The organism is Paenarthrobacter sp. CCNWLY172 (genome assembly GCF_037402035.1).
Classification (GTDB): Bacteria; Actinomycetota; Actinomycetes; order Actinomycetales; family Micrococcaceae; genus Arthrobacter.
On record NZ_JBBEGB010000002.1, the window covers coordinates 257985 to 275120 of the forward strand.

The window sequence follows — 17136 nt, forward strand, 5'->3', positions numbered from 1 at the left end:
TCTGGCCTTCGCCGTAGGCGGGCACCGCGTCGATGGGGTTAGATCTCAGCCCCTTCGAGCAACTCCGTCACCAGCGCTGCAATCGGTGACCGCTCCGACCGGGTCAGCGTGATGTGCCCGAACAGCGGGTGGCCCTTGAGGGTCTCGACGACAGCCGCAACACCGTCGTGCCGCCCTACCCGGAGGTTGTCCCGCTGGGCGACGTCGTGGGTGAGGACGATCTTGGAGTTCTGCCCGATGCGGCTCATGACGGTGAGGAGGACGTTTTTCTCGAGTGACTGTGCTTCGTCCACGATCACGAAGGCGTCGTGCAGCGAACGTCCGCGGATGTGGGTCAGCGGCAGGACTTCGAGCATGCCCCGATCCATGACTTCCTCAACGACTTCCTGGCTCACCAGGGCGCCAAGGGTGTCGAACACGGCCTGGGCCCAGGGGTTCATCTTTTCGGACTCGGATCCGGGGAGGTAGCCGAGCTCCTGGCCGCCTACGGCGTACAGGGGGCGGAAGACCACCACTTTGCGGTGCTCACGGCGTTCCAGGACTGCTTCCAGGCCCGCACACAGTGCCAGCGCGGACTTGCCGGTGCCCGCACGCCCACCGATGGAAACGATGCCGACGGCGGGGTCCATGAGCATGTCAATGGCGAGCCGCTGCTCGGCCGAGCGTCCGTGGAGGCCAAAGACGTCGCGGTCGCCCTTGACGAGGCGGACTTGCTTGTCGGCGCCTACCCTGCCCAGCGCGGACCCTCGGTTGGAAAGAAGGACCAGTCCGGTGTTGACGGGGAGTTCAGCGGCAGCTGGGATGAAAACCGGTTCGTGGCCGTAAAGGGTGGTGATTTCGTCGTCGTTGGCTTCGACCTCGGCCATACCGGTCCAGCCGGAGTCCTTGACGAGTTCGTTGCGGTACTCGTCGGCTTGAAGTCCCATGGCGGATGCCTTGACGCGCATGGGGAGGTCCTTGGAGACCACGGTGACGTTGTGGCCTTCGTTGGCCAGGTTCTTCGCCACAGCCAGGATGCGGCTGTCATTGTCGCCTCCGCGGAATCCTGCCGGCAGCACCTCGGGGGAAATATGGTTCATTTCCACCCGCAGCATTCCGCCGTCCTTCCCGATGGGAATGGACTGGTCGAGGCCGCCGTGTTCGATCCTCAGATCGTCCAGGAGCCGCAGTGCCTTGCGGGCGAAGTATCCGAGTTCGGGATCGTGGCGTTTTCCTTCCAGTTCGCTGATGACCACGATGGGGACGATGACTTCGTGTTCAGCGAATCGCAGCAATGCGTGGGGGTCGGACAACAGGACGGACGTGTCGATCACGTAGCTGCGGCCTGTGACGGACTTTTTGGTCCGCGCTGTTTGTGGGACCCGCTTGGCGCGAGAGGTAGCTGCACTTTCCCCGTCGGAAACCACTGCGGGCAGTTGCTCAGAAATAGCCACATCGACTCCAGCCCCGGGCAGTTCGCCCGGCCTAATGGTGAAGCGGCTCGGCCGGAAGGCCGGGCGTGGCCTCCCATGTAACTGGTGCGATGATCCGCTCCATGTACTGGCCTCCCCGATCAGCGGGCGGTTTTGCCTGCTGATGTGATTAACGTAATCCCGCACACATTCATTTCCGCAACCCGCGGTCGGCAAGTCGCATGTCCGGTTCGTTAATTTTTGATGAACCGGGGCGCCCTATGCTCCGTAGCGGCGCTGGCGCCCGGCATAATCCCTGAGGGCCCGCAGGAAATCAACCTTACGGAACGCCGGCCACAGTGCCTCGCAGAAGTAGAACTCGCTGTAAGCGCTTTGCCACATCAGGAAACCGGAGAGCCGTTGCTCGCCGGACGTGCGGATGACCAGGTCAGGATCAGGCTGGCCGCGGGTGTAAAGGAACCGGGAGATGTCGTCCACCGAGAGTTCATCTGCGACGTCGGTCATAGTCCGTCCCTTGGCGGCGGCATCGTGCAGGAGTTCCCGGACGGCGTCGACAATTTCGCGGCGGCCGCCGTAGCCCACGGCGACGTTGACGTGGATCTTTTCATGGACCGGCGTGCGGGCTGTCAGCTTGTTGAGGCGCTCGGCCAGATAGTCCGGCAGGAGCTCGGGAGCGCCCATGGCGTGGACGGAGACGTCCTCATCTTCGTCAAGGCGGTCCATGGTGTTAGCGATGATGCCCATGAGGAGGTCCAGCTCTTCACCGGAGCGGTTCATGTTGTCCGTGGAAAGCATGTAGAGCGTCACAACTTTGACGCCCAGTTCCTGGCACCAGCCGAGGAACTCGTGGATTTTGTCTGCACCGGCCTGATGTCCCTGGCTGGTGGGTGCATTGAACTGGCGTGCCCACCGACGGTTGCCGTCCACCATGACACCGATATGCCGTGGGATTTGGTCTTGTTTGAGGGAGCGCAGAAGTTTGCGCTCATAGAAGCCATAGAGGAAACCGGGCAGCTCCACCGGACTCTCACCTGACTTCCTTGCTTGTACGACGACGACGCACATCCTAGGCTACCTTCCCCAGCTGGCGAGCCGGTGCAGTCGGTGATGAAAAATCCCTCCGGCTGTTGTTACCCTGCGGTAACTTACCGAAACGTAAGTTATGGTTTAACCATGGCTGAGCTCCTCGAAACCAAGCCCGCCTGGCGCGGGTGGATCCATGCTGCAGCGGCTCCCTTTGCCCTCGCTGCAGGGATCCTGCTGGTGACCATTGCCCCGACCCCGGACCGCAAAATCACGTCCGCCATCTATGCGCTGACCGGCTTCCTCCTGTTCGGCGTCAGTGCTGTCTACCACCGGGGAAACTGGTCCCCCAAAGTCCGCATGGTCCTCAAACGGCTGGACCATACGAACATCATGTTGGTCATTGCCGGAAGCTACACCCCGCTGGCCTGGTCCCTGCTGGAACGCTCCGAGGCCGTCACTCTGCTGTGGCTTGTCTGGTCCGGAGCGATCGTCGGGGTGCTCTTCCGGATTCTCTGGACGCACGCACCGCGCTGGCTGTACGTTCCCGTCTACATCGCCCTGGGCTGCGGAGCGTTGTTCTACTTGCCTCAGTTCTTCGCGGCCAACGCCCCTGCCGCGATCCTGATCTGCGTGGGCGGTGCCTTGTACATCGCCGGCGCGGTGTTTTACGCCACCAAGAAGCCCAACTTCAGCGTCAAGCACTTCGGCTTCCACGAACTCTTCCACGCCTTCACCGTGCTGGCCTTCGCGGCCCACTTCATCGCCATCATGCTGGCAGTGCTGAGCTAAGCCGAAAGGGACCTGCTCAGTCGCCTGATCCCATGGCCGCCAAGCGCGCCCGGACAGCAGCTGACTCCCCCAGCGGCCTTTCGCACACCATGTCCCGGCACAGGTAGACCTGCGGTAAACCGTCCGGTGTGCCTGACCTGTGGAGAAGCAGCGGCACGCCGGGATCCTCAACCGGGGCCCCGGCGTCGTCCTCCTGCACAGCGACCACCAGCCCTGGGCTGGCAGACGTCAACAGCGTGTGGTGCAGTTCGCGCTTCAGCAACGAATCCGGGCCTGCGACGGCGGCCTCCACCGGCCCTGCGAGCGCGGCTTGCGCGGTGGCCAGGAGCCAACCGGCGACGCGCGGCGCCTGGGTGGCGAGAGGCGGGAGCAGGCCAAGGATGTTGCCCGCCATGAGCCGGTGCCCGTGGGATCCGGAGTAGGCAGCGTAGGACAGGAGAACGCCGGCGAAGCCTGCCGCTCCGCTGGGTGTGGCGTTGTCGAAGGGGTCCAGCGCTGCGTGCTGACCCTGGGCGTTGAAGACCTGCGCAGACTCCCCCGTCGAGTCGGCAAGCTGTCCGTTTTCCACGAAGCGGGCGCACGCAGCCAGCACCAACTCCTCCGCGAACAGGTACCAGCGTTTGGTTCCCGTCACCGCATAGAGGGCCAGGAAGCCATCCGCACAGAACGCGTAGTCTTCCAGCAGCCCGCCGATTCCACGTGCTTGTGAGTCATGTGAGACGCGGACCAGCGTCTTCGTTTCATCGTTCCAGTGGACGGTGGCGAGGTACCCGGCCACGTTCTCCGCCGCCGACACCAGGTCCGGGCGGCCCAGAATGGCACCCGCCTCGGCGAGTCCGGCTACAGCGAGGCCGTTCCAGCCGGCCACCACCTTCTCGTCCCTGGCTGGCTGGTTCCTGAGGTTGCGCGCAGTAAGCAATACCGGCGCCACACGCCCCCACAGCCGCCGATCAGCGTCGGACAGCTTCCGCGCCGGATGGAGTGGCGAGCCAAGGTCCGACACTGTACCTTCAGCGCCAATGTTCATCATGCGAGCCACCTGCAGGGCGTCATCGGCGCCCAGGACATCCGCCAAGGATTCCAGGGTCCACAGGTACGTTGCGCCCTCGTGATGCACTCCGTCAATGACCGTGTCGGCGTCCAAGGAGGAAGCCACAGCGCGGCCTGGCAGCCCCAGTGACTCCAGCATCCAGTCTGCGCACCGTGACGCCACAGCCGCCGCTTCGTCGGCTGAATAGACCTCGTTGCCACCCAACCGCACCCAGTGTGCATAGACACGGAGCAGTTGGGCGTTGTCGTAAAGCATCTTCTCGAAGTGGGGCACGGACCAGTCCGCCGTTACCGAGTAGCGGGCGAATCCGCCGTCGAGCTGGTCGCACAAGGCCGAGCGCGCCATGCCCGCCAACGCTCGTCCAGCCATGTCCTTGGCGGCATCCGCTGTATCGGAGGGCACCGCCGCGTGCCGGATGAGGAACTCGAGAACGGCCGACGGCGGGAACTTGGGGGCGCTGCCGAACCCGCCGGCGTCGGGGTCTTCAGAGCGCGCCAGCAGCGCCACGGCGTCCGGAAGGAGGGAAGCATCCAGCAACCCGGGCGGTTCGTCGAGCCGCACCGCCGCGGACAGTTGCCCATCAGCCATGCTGGCTGCAAGACCCCGGGCGTTCTGCTCCACCCCATCACGACGCTCCATCCAGGCTTGATGGACGGCTTCAAGAACATTGCGGAAGGACGGCCTGCCGGGCAGCGGAACGGGCGGGAAATAGGTTCCGGCGTGGAAAGCGAGCCCGTCCGGGGTGAGGAAGACGGACATTGGCCAGCCACCTTCACCACTGATGGCCTGGGTCGCGGCCATGTACACGGAGTCGACATCCGGACGTTCCTCCCGGTCCACCTTCACCGGGACGAAGTGGGCATTGAGGTAGTCAGCCGTTTCCTGGTCTTCGAAAGACTCGTGGGCCATGACGTGGCACCAATGGCATGCGGCATAGCCGATGGAAAGAAAAACCGGGACATCACGTTCGGCGGCGAAAGCAAAAGCTTCGTCGCCGAACGGTCGCCAGTGCACGGGATTGTCCGCGTGCTGCCGCAAATAGGCAGAAGGTTCCGAGCCCAGGGCGTTGCTGGCCCAGGGCGAACCGTTACCGGTGGATTCAGCGGGTCCGGGGACCGGCATCGTCGTTCTCATCCGAGGCGCCGTCACCTGCAGACTGCGCGCCGGGGGCTCCGGGAGTGCCGCCGTCGGCAGCTTGGCCGGCCTCCGCAGCTTGGCCTTGCTCAGCCGCCAGGCGTGCTTCCTCCACCTGCGCGCGGTACCGGACGCGCCGGATGCGTCGAACCATGTCCACAATGAGGAACGTGGTCAGGATGACGATGAAGGCCGTGAGGACGAAGCCCCACGTACCGGGCGTCACCTGGTCCTCGGACAGGCCGGGCCGCAGCGTGCCCGAGGGGTTGGGCGACGGGGTGACGGTCAGGGCGAGAATCAAGTGGTGCACGTTCAAACCTTCTATGGGAGCTGATGCATGCCGACAGGCAGCGTAGCCGGAAGCTGGTTGGCCTGGCGACAATTTCTACGGGCGATAGAAACTGCCGGAGTTCCTATCTTATCCCCGCGAACAGGTCCTTCTCCGGCAGCTGGGACGGGACAGTGGACTTGATGAGCGTGTAGTCCTCCCACGGCCACGCAGTGCGCTGCAGATCCGGCGATACCGCGAAGAAGAACCCCAGGGGATCGATCTGGGTGCGATGCGCCCGGAGTGCGTCGTCGCGCGCCTCGAAAAAATCGCCGCAATCCACTTGGGTGGTGGTCTGGTGTCCCGGGGGAACGGGAGTATGGCCCTCGGCATCGGCCTCCAGCCACGCGGCAAGTCGCTCAGCGTAAGGAGACTGCAATCCTGCCTCTTCCAACGCAAAGTGCAGCGCACGGAACCGTTCCGGACTGAAAGCACGGTCATAGTAGAGCTTGCTTGGGGCCCACGGCTCCCCCATGCCCGGGTAACGGTCCGGGTCACCGGCGGCATCAAAGGCTTCCACCGCCACCTTGTGGGCCATGATGTGGTCCGGGTGCGGGTAGCCCCCATTTTCGTCGTAGCTCAGAATCACGTGCGGCTTGAAACTGCGGACCAGCCGGACCAGGGGCGCCGTGGCGCGTTCCAAGGGCTGGAGCGCAAAGCACCCCGGCGGCAGCGGCGGCAGTGGATCACCTTCCGGAAGGCCCGAATCCACAAAGCCAAGCCACCGCTGCTGGATTCCCAGGACGGCAGCCGCATTCGCCATCTCCAGTCGCCGGGCACCGGCCATGTCCCGTTTGGGGTGGGGCGCGTCTTCCATGGCCGGGTTCTGGATGTCACCGCGTGAGCCATCAGTGCACGTAGCGACCATCACGTCTACTCCCGCGGCGGCGTACATTGCCATGGTGGCCGCGCCCTTGCTGGACTCATCATCAGGGTGGGCATGGACGGCGAGCAGCCGCAGCTGCTGGTCGGAACTGCTGGACGCTGTCACGTGACGGCTCCTCTTTCGTGGATCAAGCTGTGTGGGCGGTGATGGGGCGCCGGGATCGGCACTAAACTGGACGGGTGACTTCAGAGGACCTATCGGCCACCCAAGTACCGGCAAGCACCAGCCTAGCCAATCGCTACGGCGGTCAAAAGCGCGCCATGAACCGCAAAACCAAGCGGAACATCGTCATCGGTGCCCTGGTCATCGGGATTGGGTTCGCCGCCTATGTGGCAACCGGATCCGCACAAGCCCCTGTCACCTTCAAGGACATCGGTTACAGCACCGTCGACGGCACCCAGGCAGAGGTGGACTACCAAGTCACCAAATATCCCGGAGCCACAGCCAAATGCGCCATCAAGGCACTGGACTCCAAATTCGCGGTAGTGGGCTGGAAGGTAGTGGAAGTAGGCCCCAACGATCCGCAGGACGACCCCGACGGCGGCAGCACCACTGTCCAGCGCACGGTCCTGCGTACCGAGTCACCGGCTGTTTCCGGAGTGGTGGACAATTGCTGGATCACGGACAGCGGCAAATAACAATCATGTGACCCATGACTCAACCGGTTTGGGTTCGTCCAAAGGATTTACTACAATGGATGAAACCTTCACCCCGTTAAGTTGGTTACTGAGTTCCACGAGTGGCCACCTCGGCGGGGTCTTTTGCATTGTCAGATCTAGAGGAGAAATCCGTGTCTACCACCAATAGCGCCACTGCGGCTTGGCTCACCCAGGAAGCTTTCGACCGCTTGCAGGCTGAGCTGGACCACCTTTCCGGCGCTGGCCGGGCGGAAATCGTCCAGAAGATCGAAGCTGCCCGCCAGGAAGGCGACCTGAAGGAAAACGGCGGCTACCACGCAGCCAAGGAAGAGCAGGGCAAGATCGAGGCCCGCATCCGCCAGCTCACCGCACTGCTTCGCGATGCCCAGGTTGGCGAGGCCCCTGCCGATGACGGAATCGTTGAGCCTGGAATGCTGGTTGTTGCCCGCATCGCCGGTGACGAAGAGACGTTCCTGCTGGGCTCCCGCGAAATCGCCGGTGACTCCGATTTGGACGTCTTCAGCGAGAAGTCACCCCTGGGTGCTGCCATCATCGGCCACAAGGAAGGCGACAGCCTGAGCTACGTCGCCCCCAACGGCAAGGAAATTCAGGTGGAGATTGTCTCCGCCAAGCCTTACGTCGCATAACCAGCGGCTCACCGGCCCGAAATACACGACGCCGGCCCACCCCTTCGCGGGGCGGGCCGGCGTTTTTGGTGCGCGGCTGGTGGGAGTCAGGCCGCCGGCGTGGACTTGGGACGTAACAGGACGGCTGCAATGACGCCGCCAACGGCTCCGCCGAGGTGCGCCTGCCAGGAAACGTAGCCCATCACCGTGGGCAGCACGCCGAAGAGAATGCTGCCGTAGGCCATGAACAGCACCACCGAGAGCAGGATCTGCCACCAGTTCCGGTTGAAGAATCCACGGACCAGCAGGAACGCGAAGAATCCGAAGACCAGCCCGGACGCTCCCACCGTGACCCCTCCCCCGCCGATGAGCCACACAGCGAGCCCCGAGCCCAGCCAGCTGAAGGCCAGTGCCGTGATAAAGACGCGGAGGCCTGACAGGAACACCAGGAAACCGAAAATGATCAGGGGCAACGTGTTGGAAAGCAGGTGGTTGAAGTTCGCGTGCAACAGCGGGAACGTCAGGATGTCCAGCACCCCGTCCATGGAACGGGGGCGCAGGCCAAAGGTGAAGTTCAAGCCGTGGCGCATCAGCGTGTTGAGGATCTCGATGACATAAAGCAGGATGACGAAGCCGCCCATGAAGAGCAGGCCGCCCTTCGCCCGCCCGGCCAGCGACTCCCGGTCCGCTTCTCTGGATCCTTCAGGCGTTCCCAGCACCATGGTGCTCCTCCCGTCAGTGCACCACGATCGGCTGGAAGCCCTCGGCCCGCAGTGCGCCGAGAACCTGCTCCCCGTGTTCGTGGCCTTTGGTTTCCAGGTTGATGGTGATGGAGACGTCCCCCATGCTGATGGAGCCACCCAAGCGGGTGTGATCCAGCCCGGTGACGTTGGCATCGTTTTCGGCAATGATCCGCGCGATGGTGGCCAAGGAACCCGGGCGGTCATCGAGCATCATGCGGACAGTCATGAACCGGCCTGCGGCCGACAGACCGCGCTGGATGACTTTGAGCATGAGCATGGGATCGATGTTGCCTCCGGAAAGCACGACGGCGGTGTTTCCCGGGTTTTCGATCTTGCCATCCATCAGCGCGGCCACTCCGACGGCACCTGCAGGCTCAACCACCATCTTGGCCCGCTCCAGGAGGAAGATCAGCGCCCGCGCCAGGGAGTCTTCACTGACGGTGACAACATCGTCCACCAGTTCGCGGATGATGCTGAAGGGCAGCTGCCCCGGACGGCCCACGGCAATGCCGTCAGCCATGGTGGTGACCTTCTTGAGCGGCACCAGTGCGTCAGCGGCCAGCGACGGCGGGTAGGCGGCAGCGTTTTCCGCTTGGACGCCGATCACCCGGATCTCACGGCCGAGCTCCTTGGCCCTGGCTTTGATGGCCACAGCCACTCCGGCCAGGAGTCCACCGCCGCCGACGCCCATCAGGATGGTGTCCACGTTGGGGATCTGGTCCAGGATCTCCAGTCCGATGGTTCCCTGGCCTGCAACAACGTCCACATTGTCAAAGGGGTGGACAAACACAGCACCGGTCTCGTTGGCGTATCGCTGCGCTTCGGCCAGGGCTTCGTCCACGTTGTGGCCATGCAGGATGACTTCTGCGCCGTGGCTGCGGGTGGCCGCCAGCTTGGGCAAAGCCACACCAAGGGGCATGTAGATGCGGGCGTTGATGCCCAGGCTCTTTGCGGCCACCGCAACACCTTGGGCATGGTTGCCTGCGGAGGCCGCCACCACGCCGCGCTTCTTTTCGTCCTCGGTCAGCCGGGCCATGCGGACATAGGCGCCGCGGACCTTGAAGGAGCCCGCGCGCTGGAGATTCTCACACTTGAAAAAGACGTTGCCGCCCACGAGGCTGCCAAGAGCACGGGACGACTCCACTGGAGTCTTGGTAATAATGCCCTCGAGCAACTCCTGCGCCTTGAGGACATCGTCCAGCGTGACGGGCAGGGTTTCGAGGGTATTCACTGACTATTCTCCTTTAGTGGTGTCGGCGGCAGGGCCCTCAGCAGAGGGGCGTCCTGCAGCCTTGTTCTTGCCTGCGATGCCTTTACCGAGGCGGGATTCGGGCTTGGGGAGGTGAACCTCCTTGAAGTTGGCGTCTCCGCTCGGCCCCGCAGAAGCGGTTGCCGGCTGAGGCTCCATACCGCCCAATCCTTCATCATGTTCCCACGTCCGCCCGGCAATGTACCGAACCGCCGTGTTTACTACGGCGAGCAACGGGACCGCGAACAGTGCTCCCGGGATGCCTGCGAGGTAGGAGCCTGCTGCCACCGAGAGGATCACGGCCACGGGGTGCAGCGAGACAGCCTTGCCCATCACCAGCGGCTGCAGGATGTGGCTTTCGAGCTGCTGGACCAGCAGGACGATTGCCAGCATGATGAGCGCGTTGATAGGCCCGTTGGCTACGAGCGCAAGAAGCACCGCGATGGCTCCGGTAACAAGGGCACCCACTACCGGGATGAAGGAGCCGATGAAGACCAGGACCGCCAAGGGAAGTGCGAGGGGAACCTGGATGATGGCAGCGCCCACGCCGATGCCCACAGCATCCACGAATGCCACGAACATCTGGATACGCACATAGCTGACCATGGACGTCCACCCGCGACGCCCTGCGCCGTCAGTGGCCTTTCGCGCTGTCTTGGGCAGCAGACGCACCAGGAAGGCCCAAATCCGGCTGCCCTCCAGCAGGAAGAAGATGAGGATGAACAGTGCCAGGACGAGTCCCGCGGCAAAGTGTCCGGCAGTGCTGCCAAAGGACAAGGCGCCACTCAGGATACTGCTGCTATTGTTTTGCAGCGCGTTGGCGCCATCGGCAATGTACTGGTCTATCTGGTCTGCGGTGAGGTGGAGGGGACCATCGGCCAGCCACGTCTGGATCTGTTGGATTCCGGCCAGGGCCTCCTGCCAGAGTTCGCCGAAGCCGGAGACAAGCTGCCTTCCCACCAGGGCCAGGGCGCCGGCGATAACGCCGATGAAGGCCACCACCGTGATGGCCACGGCGGCCCCGTTGGGCACATTGCGGTTGCGGAGCCACGCCACCACCGGATACAGCAATCCGGCCAAAAGGGCGGCCACCATGACCGGGATGATGAGGAAGCTGACCTTGCCCAGCAGCCAGACCAGGGCACCAATCATGAGCAGGATCAGTCCCGCCCGCCACGACCAGGCAGCAGCAATTCGCACCCCGTAGGGGATGTCTTCGGCAATTTGGCGGTCAGAGCGGGATTTGGCGTCCGGTGTTGGCGTCATGAACCCATAATTCCGTAGGCCACGCCGTATGGGAAACCGGCCCGCGCAGCTGTTACCAAACGCTGAGGCAGCACGTACAAAAAGCTCAGAGGGATGCGGTGATGCCCCAGCTCATGGTGAACGCCTCACCGGGGGCCAGCCATCGCAGGCCGTCGCCGCTGTTGAAGGCGTTGGCGGGGCCTGTCATCGGCTCGAGGGCCACAGCTTTGGAGCGGCCCGGGAAGGTATCAGTGACAAAAACATGGACGTACGGGGACACCTCGTCCTGCTCAAGGCTCACGCTGCGGCCATCAGGCGCTGTCAGCGTGTGGCGGGCCACGCCGCCGTCGTACGCCAGGTCCGTCAAAGCGACATCAACCAGCAGGTCATTCACCGCTGTGCCGGCGGAAAGATCGAACTGTCCATCTGCTTCAGCCGTGCTGCGGGGAATCAGCCGCTCGTCGGCCACCAGCCGGGTACGGGCTTTTACGGTCAGGACCAGGTCCTCGGTAGCGACGTCACCGAGGCGCAGGTAGGGGTGGGCCCCGAGCACAAAGGGCGCCCTGCCCTGGGAATCGTTGACCAAGGTCTGCCGGACGCGGAGATCCATGGCCTCGTCCAGCTCATAGCGGACGACGTGCCGGACCAGGAACGGGTAGCCGTGCTGCGGGAACACGGTGGCTTCGAGCGTCACGCTGAACTCGGATTCGTCCACCAAGGCGTAGGCGGCATTCCTCAGCAACCCGTGGCTGGCGTTGTTGCGGGAGACTTCGGTGATATCAAGTTGCTGCTTCTTACCGTCGAGGTACCAGACCCCGTCCTCCACGCGGTTTGCCCATGGCGCCAGGGTGATGCCCGTGGCGCCCGGAGGAATCTGGTCGTCATCGTAGCTTTCCGTCAGTTGCACACCGCGGCGGGAGTAGAGGCGCAGCCCGGCGGCGAGTTCGGTGATGACGGCGAGCGCATCGCCCCTGCGAAGCTCGAATTGCCGGCCCGTGGCGAAGCGGCGGGATTCGGAGGGGAGCGCGTTATCGGCGGGTGAAGGCAAGGCAGGCATGGCAATACCGTACTTCATTTCGAAACCCGGAACTCCACCTTCAATGTTAGCTTTTGTTAGAAACTATGCGCTTTTGATCAGTTGTGGAACAATGGACCCATGAGTCGCATCACCAGCACCCGCCTTGCGGACAGCCGCGAGCTGATCTACTTCGACGACCCCGGCACTCCGGAGCGAACACCGGAATCCCTGGTGGACCACCGCGAGCTCCCAGCCCGCGGCGAGCCCGGCGAAGTCCGGTATGACGCCCTGTCAGGCGACTGGGTTGCCGTCGCTGCGCACCGCCAGGCCCGCACGCATCTGCCGCCTGCCGACCAGTGCCCTATTTGCCCCACTACCGCGGCGAACCCCTCGGAAATCCCGGCAGCGGACTATGACGTTGTGGTGTTCGAAAACCGCTTCCCCTCCCTGGGCCCTGCCCTGGGTGATATTCCCCCTCTGCCCGCACCGGGCGCCAGCGGCCATGGGACCGTTGGACCCGCATTCGGCCGATGCGAAGTAGTCGCCTTCACCCCGCAGCACACCGGCTCCTTCGCCGAACTCGGGGAGACCCGCGCTCGCACCGTCATTGAGGCATGGGCACAGCGGACCGAAGCGCTCAGCGCCTTGCCGGGCATCAAACAGGTCTTCCCGTTCGAAAACCGCGGCGCGGACATCGGCGTTACCCTGCACCACCCGCATGGACAGATCTACGCGTACCCGTACGTCACGCCGCGCGCCGCCCAGCTCGGTGCTGTCGCACGGAAATACTACGACGACGTCGACGGGAAGGAGACGCTGGCGGCGTCGCTCCTCAAGGCTGAACGCGAAGACGGCAGCCGCATGGTGCTGGAGGCCGAACACTTCAGCGCCTACGTCCCCTTCGCCGCGCGTTGGCCCTTGGAAATCCACGTGGTCCCCCACCGCAGCGTCCCCGACCTCGCAGCGCTCACGGGCGCAGAACGCGATGAACTTTCGCACGTCTACCTTGACCTGCTCAAGCGCCTCGACTCCCTCTACCCCACTCCCATGCCGTATATCTCCGCATGGCACCAGGCTCCGCTGGATCCGTCCCTGCGCCCTGCAGGCCAGCTCCACCTGCAGTTGACTTCACCCCGTCGCGCAGCCGATAAGCTCAAGTACTTGGCCGGCTCAGAGGCCGCCATGGGAGCGTTCATCAACGACACCACCCCCGAAGCCGTGGCGGAGAGGCTCCGCAGCGTCGCCGCGGCACCGGCATCCCCCAAGACCCTGGAAGGCACCCGAGCATGAGCACCACTACCGATACCAGCGTCCTCGCCGCCCGCTTCCAGGAAACGTTCGGTGAAGCCCCCGACGGCGTGTGGCAGGCACCGGGACGCGTCAACCTGATCGGCGAGCACACCGACTACAACGAAGGTTTCGTGCTGCCCTTCGCCATCGATAGGACAGCAAAGGTGGCGTTGCGCGTCCGCGATGACTCAAGGGTCCGCATGCTGTCCACGTTCGGTGGGCACGGACTGGTGGAGGCCGATCTCTCAGAGCTGGAACCGGGCTCGGGCGAAGGTTGGTCCCGCTACCCGCTGGGGGTCGCCTGGGCGCTGAAGGAGCGTGGCATCACGGTGCCCGGCTTCGACCTCCTGCTCGACTCGGACGTCCCGTCGGGCGCCGGTCTCTCCTCCTCCCACGCCATTGAGTGCGCCGTCATCAGCGCCCTGAATGAGCTGACCGGAGCCGGACTCGCCGCCGAGGACCTTGTGCTGGCCACCCAGCGGGCCGAAAACGTCTACGTTGGCGCACCCACCGGAATCATGGACCAATCGGCATCCCTGCGTGGCGCCAAGGGACAGGCTGTCTTCCTGGACTGCCGCGACCAGCACGTGGACCTGGTACCGTTCGACGCCGAAGCCTCCGGTTTGGTCCTGCTGGTCATCGACACCAAGGTCTCGCACTCACATGCCGACGGCGGTTACGCCTCCCGCCGTGCGTCCTGCGAGCTGGGTGCCGGGATCCTGGGCGTCAAAGCACTGCGCGATGTCGGCGTGGAACGCTTGGAGGAAGCGTCCGGACTGCTGGATGAAACAACGTTGAAGCGCGTGCGCCACGTGGTCACCGAGAACGACCGCGTGCTGCAAACCGTGGACGTACTGGGCAGCCAAGGACCCGCCAGCATTGGTCCCCTGTTGGATGCGAGCCACGTTTCCATGCGCGACGACTTTGAGATCTCCTGCCCCGAGTTGGACCTCGCCGTGGACACTTCCCGCGCCAACGGCGCCATCGGTGCCCGCATGACCGGCGGCGGGTTCGGCGGTTCGGCCATTGCCCTGACCCCGGTGGGCCAGGAGCAGCAGGTGCGTGACGCCGTCGTACGTTCCTTCGCCGACGCCGGTTACGCCGCGCCGGACATCTTCACGGTGACTCCGGCGGCAGGCGCCCGCCGATTGGCCTGACACTTCCGTGATTTCCAGTAACCGCCCGGCGCTGGTGCAGGCGCCGGGCGTAAGCTGTGGCCATGACTGAGGCTGTCATTGTTTCCACTGCCAGAAGCCCCATTGGCCGCGCCTTCAAAGGGTCCCTGAGGGACGAGCGCCCCGATGACCTCGCCACCGCAATGGTGCAGGCCGCCCTCGCCAGGATTCCGGCATTTGATCCGGCCGCCGAGGATGGGCGCGGTCTGGACGATCTCCTTCTTGGTTGCGCAGAACCCAGCGGCGAAGCCGGCTCCAACATGGCACGCGTGGTAGCTGTCCTGGCAGGAATGGACCAGGTACCGGCGGCCACCATCAACCGTTTCTGTGCATCGAGCCTGCAAACGCTGCGGATGGCCTTCCACGCCATCAAAGCCGGGGAAGCCAACACGATCGTCTCCGCCGGGGTAGAGAGCGTGTCCCGCTACCAGAACTGGGCAGGCGCAGGAGAAACGGACACCGCCAACCACAACCCCCTGTTCGGCCCAGCGGCCCAACGCACGGCAGCCAGGGCAGCGTCCAACATTCCGTGGACCGATCCCCGCTTGGGTGGCCGTCTGCCGGACATCTACATCTCCATGGGCCAAACGGCAGAGAACGTTGCCACCACCTATGGCGTCAGCAGGGCCGAGCAGGATGAGTGGGGCGTCCTGAGCCAGAACCGGGCCGAGGCAGCCATCGCTTCAGGATTCTACGCCCGCGACATTACCCCCTACACCCGCCGGGACGGCACCGTGGTGGAGCGCGACGACTCTCCGCGGGCGGGAGTGACACTTGAAGCCGTGTCCGCCCTCCAACCCGTGTTCCGTTCCGACGGGACAGTCACCGCCGGCAACGCGTGCCCCCTCAACGACGGCGCCGCAGCCGTAGTTGTCATGAGCGATACCCGGGCCCGCGAGTTGGGCCTCGAACCGCTGGCCAGGGTGGTGTCCACAGGAGTGAGCGCACTCTCCCCCGAGCTCATGGGCATGGGTCCCGTTGAGTCCACCCGGCGGGCCTTGGCACTGGCCGGCCTGACCATGGACGACATTGATCTCGTGGAACTTAACGAAGCCTTCGCCGTGCAGGTGGTAGCAAGTGCACGGGAACTGGGCATCGACCCTGCCAAGCTCAACGTCCACGGTGGTGCCATCGCCTTGGGACACCCCTTTGGCATGACCGGTGCACGGATGACCAGCACGCTCCTGAACGGGCTCAAGGAACGGGACGGAACCCTGGGGCTTGCCACTCTGTGTGTTGGCGGCGGGCAGGGAATGGCCGTGGTTTTCGAACGCTTGAGCTAACCGCGAGGGGTTGGATCTCGCCCCTATGATCCCCCGCTTGGAGGCGAGAGCTCACCCCTCGACACACAAAAATGCCCCCGAAGAGTCTTCGGGGGCATTTCGGGTCGGCTTACTTTGCAGGTTGGGCCTGCGGCAGTTAGTCGTCGCCTCGCAAAATAGCCAGAAGGCGGATGATTTCGACGTAGAGCCAAACCAGCGTGACCGTCAGGCCGAAGGCCGCAACCCAGGAGTAACGCTCCGGGGCACCGGCGCGGACGCCTTCTTCAATGCTGGTGAAGTCCATGATCAGCGAGAACGCCGCCAGGCCGATGGCCAGGATGCCGATGAAGACGCCCAAGGGGATGCCTGCAATCGTCATACTGGTGCGCAGGCCGAAGGGCTCCTGCACGGCACCGGTCCACATCATCACCATGTTGATGAGCGCGAAGACTGCGTAGCCAATGGTGGCGATCATGAAGAAGCGCACCATCTTGGGGGTGGCGCGGACCTTGCCGCTCTTGAACAGCACCAGCGTGACGCCGAAGACTGCCAGCGTGCCGATGACAGCCTGGAGGCCGACGCCGGGGTACATGCCGTCGAGGATGCGGGTAAGGCCGCCCAGGAACAGGCCTTCCAGGCCGGCGTAGGCAAGGATCAGTGCCGGTGAGGGCTGCTTCTTGAAGGTGTTGACCAGGGCTAGGACGAAGCCGCCCAGTGCGCCAACGATCATGAGCATGGTCGAGAGGGCGGGAGCTACGAAGAGCGTCACGCCGGCGCCGATCACCAAAACCACCAGGCAGGCGACAGTCTTCATGATGACGTCGTCATAGGTCATACGGCCGGTATCGGCGGGGCCGGCAGCCGGCTGGTTGTACATCTGCTGCAGCTGCTCATTGGTCATGTTCTGCTGCTGGGCAGACCACGCGGCCTGGCCATCCAACACCTGGCCAGGCGCCCGACCGGGGGCCTGGTTGAACTGCTGGCCGTACGGGTTCTGCGGTACAGGCGGGGCCTGCTTTGCTCCACGGAAATTCTTTCCGTTGAAGACTGGGTTTCCGCCAAGTGCCATTGCGGGTGTCCTCCTGAAAAAGGGCTAGTGATAATTCACGGTACCAATTACCACGCGCGCGCGGCAGGGAAAGTTCCCTTGTTCACCCAGACGAAACGCAACCGTGACACGAAACCGGCAGAGTGGCAGCGGCAGGGACCCGCCCGAACGTTTAGAAACACCCGTACTCAACAAAGGTTTACTTAACTACAGCTA

The 17136-nt window shown here is 64.1% G+C and carries 16 protein-coding genes; 6 read left to right on the top strand and 10 right to left on the bottom strand.

Annotated elements, in window-relative coordinates; translation table 11 throughout:
* Nucleotides 1-38: 38 nt before the first annotated feature.
* Complete coding sequence (locus tag WBN73_RS03960) at nucleotides 39-1313, bottom strand: PhoH family protein (protein ID WP_369746643.1); 1275 nt, start codon at nucleotides 1311-1313, stop codon at nucleotides 39-41.
* Nucleotides 1314-1670: 357 nt separating this feature from the next.
* A complete protein-coding gene (locus tag WBN73_RS03965; RefSeq protein WP_207596799.1) occupies nucleotides 1671-2477 on the bottom strand; it encodes an isoprenyl transferase in 807 nt (268 codons plus the stop codon).
* A gap of 108 nt (nucleotides 2478-2585) precedes the next feature.
* On the opposite strand from WBN73_RS03965, the gene trhA reads away from it, so the two are divergent.
* Complete coding sequence (gene trhA / locus WBN73_RS03970; RefSeq protein WP_280627508.1) at nucleotides 2586-3227, top strand: PAQR family membrane homeostasis protein TrhA; 642 nt, start codon at nucleotides 2586-2588, stop codon at nucleotides 3225-3227.
* A gap of 16 nt (nucleotides 3228-3243) precedes the next feature.
* Here trhA and WBN73_RS03975 read toward each other — a convergent pair whose 3' ends face one another.
* The 3 genes from WBN73_RS03975 to mca all read right to left on the bottom strand — a co-directional run bounded on the left by WBN73_RS03975 (nucleotide 3244) and on the right by mca (nucleotide 6731).
* Nucleotides 3244-5400, bottom strand: coding sequence for a thioredoxin domain-containing protein (locus WBN73_RS03975; protein ID WP_337339530.1), 2157 nt, complete (start codon nucleotides 5398-5400; stop codon nucleotides 3244-3246).
* Nucleotides 5378-5722, bottom strand: coding sequence for a hypothetical protein (locus WBN73_RS03980; RefSeq protein WP_207596796.1), 345 nt, complete (start codon nucleotides 5720-5722; stop codon nucleotides 5378-5380). Before WBN73_RS03980 ends, WBN73_RS03975 begins: the two co-directional genes overlap by 23 nt.
* A 103-nt stretch (nucleotides 5723-5825) precedes the next feature.
* Nucleotides 5826-6731 (bottom strand): mycothiol conjugate amidase Mca, encoded by a 906-nt coding sequence (gene mca / locus WBN73_RS03985; RefSeq protein WP_337339529.1) that lies wholly within the window; start codon nucleotides 6729-6731, stop codon nucleotides 5826-5828.
* A 74-nt stretch (nucleotides 6732-6805) separates the two neighbouring features.
* Here mca and WBN73_RS03990 point away from each other — a divergent pair, with 74 nt between their 5' ends.
* Both WBN73_RS03990 and greA read left to right on the top strand, forming a co-directional pair.
* Entirely contained in the window at nucleotides 6806-7264 is a 459-nt protein-coding gene (locus WBN73_RS03990; RefSeq protein ID WP_207596794.1) for a DUF4307 domain-containing protein, read from the top strand.
* 152 nt (nucleotides 7265-7416) lie between these two features.
* A complete protein-coding gene (greA, locus tag WBN73_RS03995; protein ID WP_011774015.1) occupies nucleotides 7417-7911 on the top strand; it encodes a transcription elongation factor GreA in 495 nt (164 codons plus the stop codon).
* A gap of 86 nt (nucleotides 7912-7997) precedes the next feature.
* Here greA and WBN73_RS04000 read toward each other — a convergent pair whose 3' ends face one another.
* From WBN73_RS04000 to WBN73_RS04015, 4 genes are all read right to left on the bottom strand, one after another.
* Nucleotides 7998-8612 carry a rhomboid family intramembrane serine protease gene (locus WBN73_RS04000; RefSeq protein WP_207596793.1) on the bottom strand — a complete coding sequence of 205 codons (615 nt, stop codon included), beginning with the start codon at nucleotides 8610-8612 and terminating at the stop codon, nucleotides 7998-8000.
* A gap of 13 nt (nucleotides 8613-8625) precedes the next feature.
* Complete coding sequence (gene ilvA / locus WBN73_RS04005; RefSeq protein ID WP_089594164.1) at nucleotides 8626-9864, bottom strand: threonine ammonia-lyase; 1239 nt, start codon at nucleotides 9862-9864, stop codon at nucleotides 8626-8628.
* Between the two features lie 3 nt (nucleotides 9865-9867).
* On the bottom strand, nucleotides 9868-11148 hold the full coding sequence (locus WBN73_RS04010) for an AI-2E family transporter (protein ID WP_207596792.1): 1281 nt from the start codon (nucleotides 11146-11148) through the stop codon (nucleotides 9868-9870).
* 85 nt (nucleotides 11149-11233) lie between these two features.
* Entirely contained in the window at nucleotides 11234-12184 is a 951-nt protein-coding gene (locus WBN73_RS04015) for an aldose 1-epimerase family protein (RefSeq protein WP_337339527.1), read from the bottom strand.
* 99 nt (nucleotides 12185-12283) lie between these two features.
* Here WBN73_RS04015 and galT point away from each other — a divergent pair, with 99 nt between their 5' ends.
* From galT to WBN73_RS04030, 3 genes are all read left to right on the top strand, one after another.
* Nucleotides 12284-13435, top strand: a complete 1152-nt coding sequence (gene galT / locus WBN73_RS04020; RefSeq protein ID WP_207596790.1) for a galactose-1-phosphate uridylyltransferase — start codon at nucleotides 12284-12286, stop codon at nucleotides 13433-13435.
* The gene (gene galK / locus WBN73_RS04025) at nucleotides 13432-14592 is read left to right on the top strand and encodes a galactokinase (RefSeq protein WP_337339526.1); all 1161 of its coding nucleotides are present in this window, start codon (nucleotides 13432-13434) and stop codon (nucleotides 14590-14592) included. Before galT ends, galK begins: the two co-directional genes overlap by 4 nt.
* 62 nt (nucleotides 14593-14654) lie before the next feature.
* Entirely contained in the window at nucleotides 14655-15893 is a 1239-nt protein-coding gene (locus WBN73_RS04030; RefSeq protein WP_280627502.1) for an acetyl-CoA C-acetyltransferase, read from the top strand.
* Between the two features lie 136 nt (nucleotides 15894-16029).
* Here WBN73_RS04030 and WBN73_RS04035 read toward each other — a convergent pair whose 3' ends face one another.
* Nucleotides 16030-16941: a Bax inhibitor-1/YccA family protein gene (locus WBN73_RS04035; protein ID WP_337339525.1), complete on the bottom strand. Its 912-nt coding sequence runs from the start codon at nucleotides 16939-16941 to the stop codon at nucleotides 16030-16032.
* Nucleotides 16942-17136: the final 195 nt, after the last annotated feature.

What these genes read in the sequence shown, in the direction of transcription:
- WBN73_RS03965 (WP_207596799.1), bottom strand. Translation starts at nt 2,477, where the DNA reads ATGTGCGTCGTCGTCGTACAAGCAAGGAAGTCAGGTGAGAGTCCGGTG.
- trhA (WP_280627508.1), top strand. Translation starts at nt 2,586, where the DNA reads ATGGCTGAGCTCCTCGAAACCAAGCCCGCCTGGCGCGGGTGGATCCAT.
- WBN73_RS03975 (WP_337339530.1), bottom strand. Translation starts at nt 5,400, where the DNA reads ATGCCGGTCCCCGGACCCGCTGAATCCACCGGTAACGGTTCGCCCTGG.
- WBN73_RS04000 (WP_207596793.1), bottom strand. Translation starts at nt 8,612, where the DNA reads ATGGTGCTGGGAACGCCTGAAGGATCCAGAGAAGCGGACCGGGAGTCG.
- WBN73_RS04010 (WP_207596792.1), bottom strand. Translation starts at nt 11,148, where the DNA reads ATGACGCCAACACCGGACGCCAAATCCCGCTCTGACCGCCAAATTGCC.
- WBN73_RS04015 (WP_337339527.1), bottom strand. Translation starts at nt 12,184, where the DNA reads ATGCCTGCCTTGCCTTCACCCGCCGATAACGCGCTCCCCTCCGAATCC.
- galT (WP_207596790.1), top strand. Translation starts at nt 12,284, where the DNA reads ATGAGTCGCATCACCAGCACCCGCCTTGCGGACAGCCGCGAGCTGATC.
- galK (WP_337339526.1), top strand. Translation starts at nt 13,432, where the DNA reads ATGAGCACCACTACCGATACCAGCGTCCTCGCCGCCCGCTTCCAGGAA.
- WBN73_RS04030 (WP_280627502.1), top strand. Translation starts at nt 14,655, where the DNA reads ATGACTGAGGCTGTCATTGTTTCCACTGCCAGAAGCCCCATTGGCCGC.
- WBN73_RS04035 (WP_337339525.1), bottom strand. Translation starts at nt 16,941, where the DNA reads ATGGCACTTGGCGGAAACCCAGTCTTCAACGGAAAGAATTTCCGTGGA.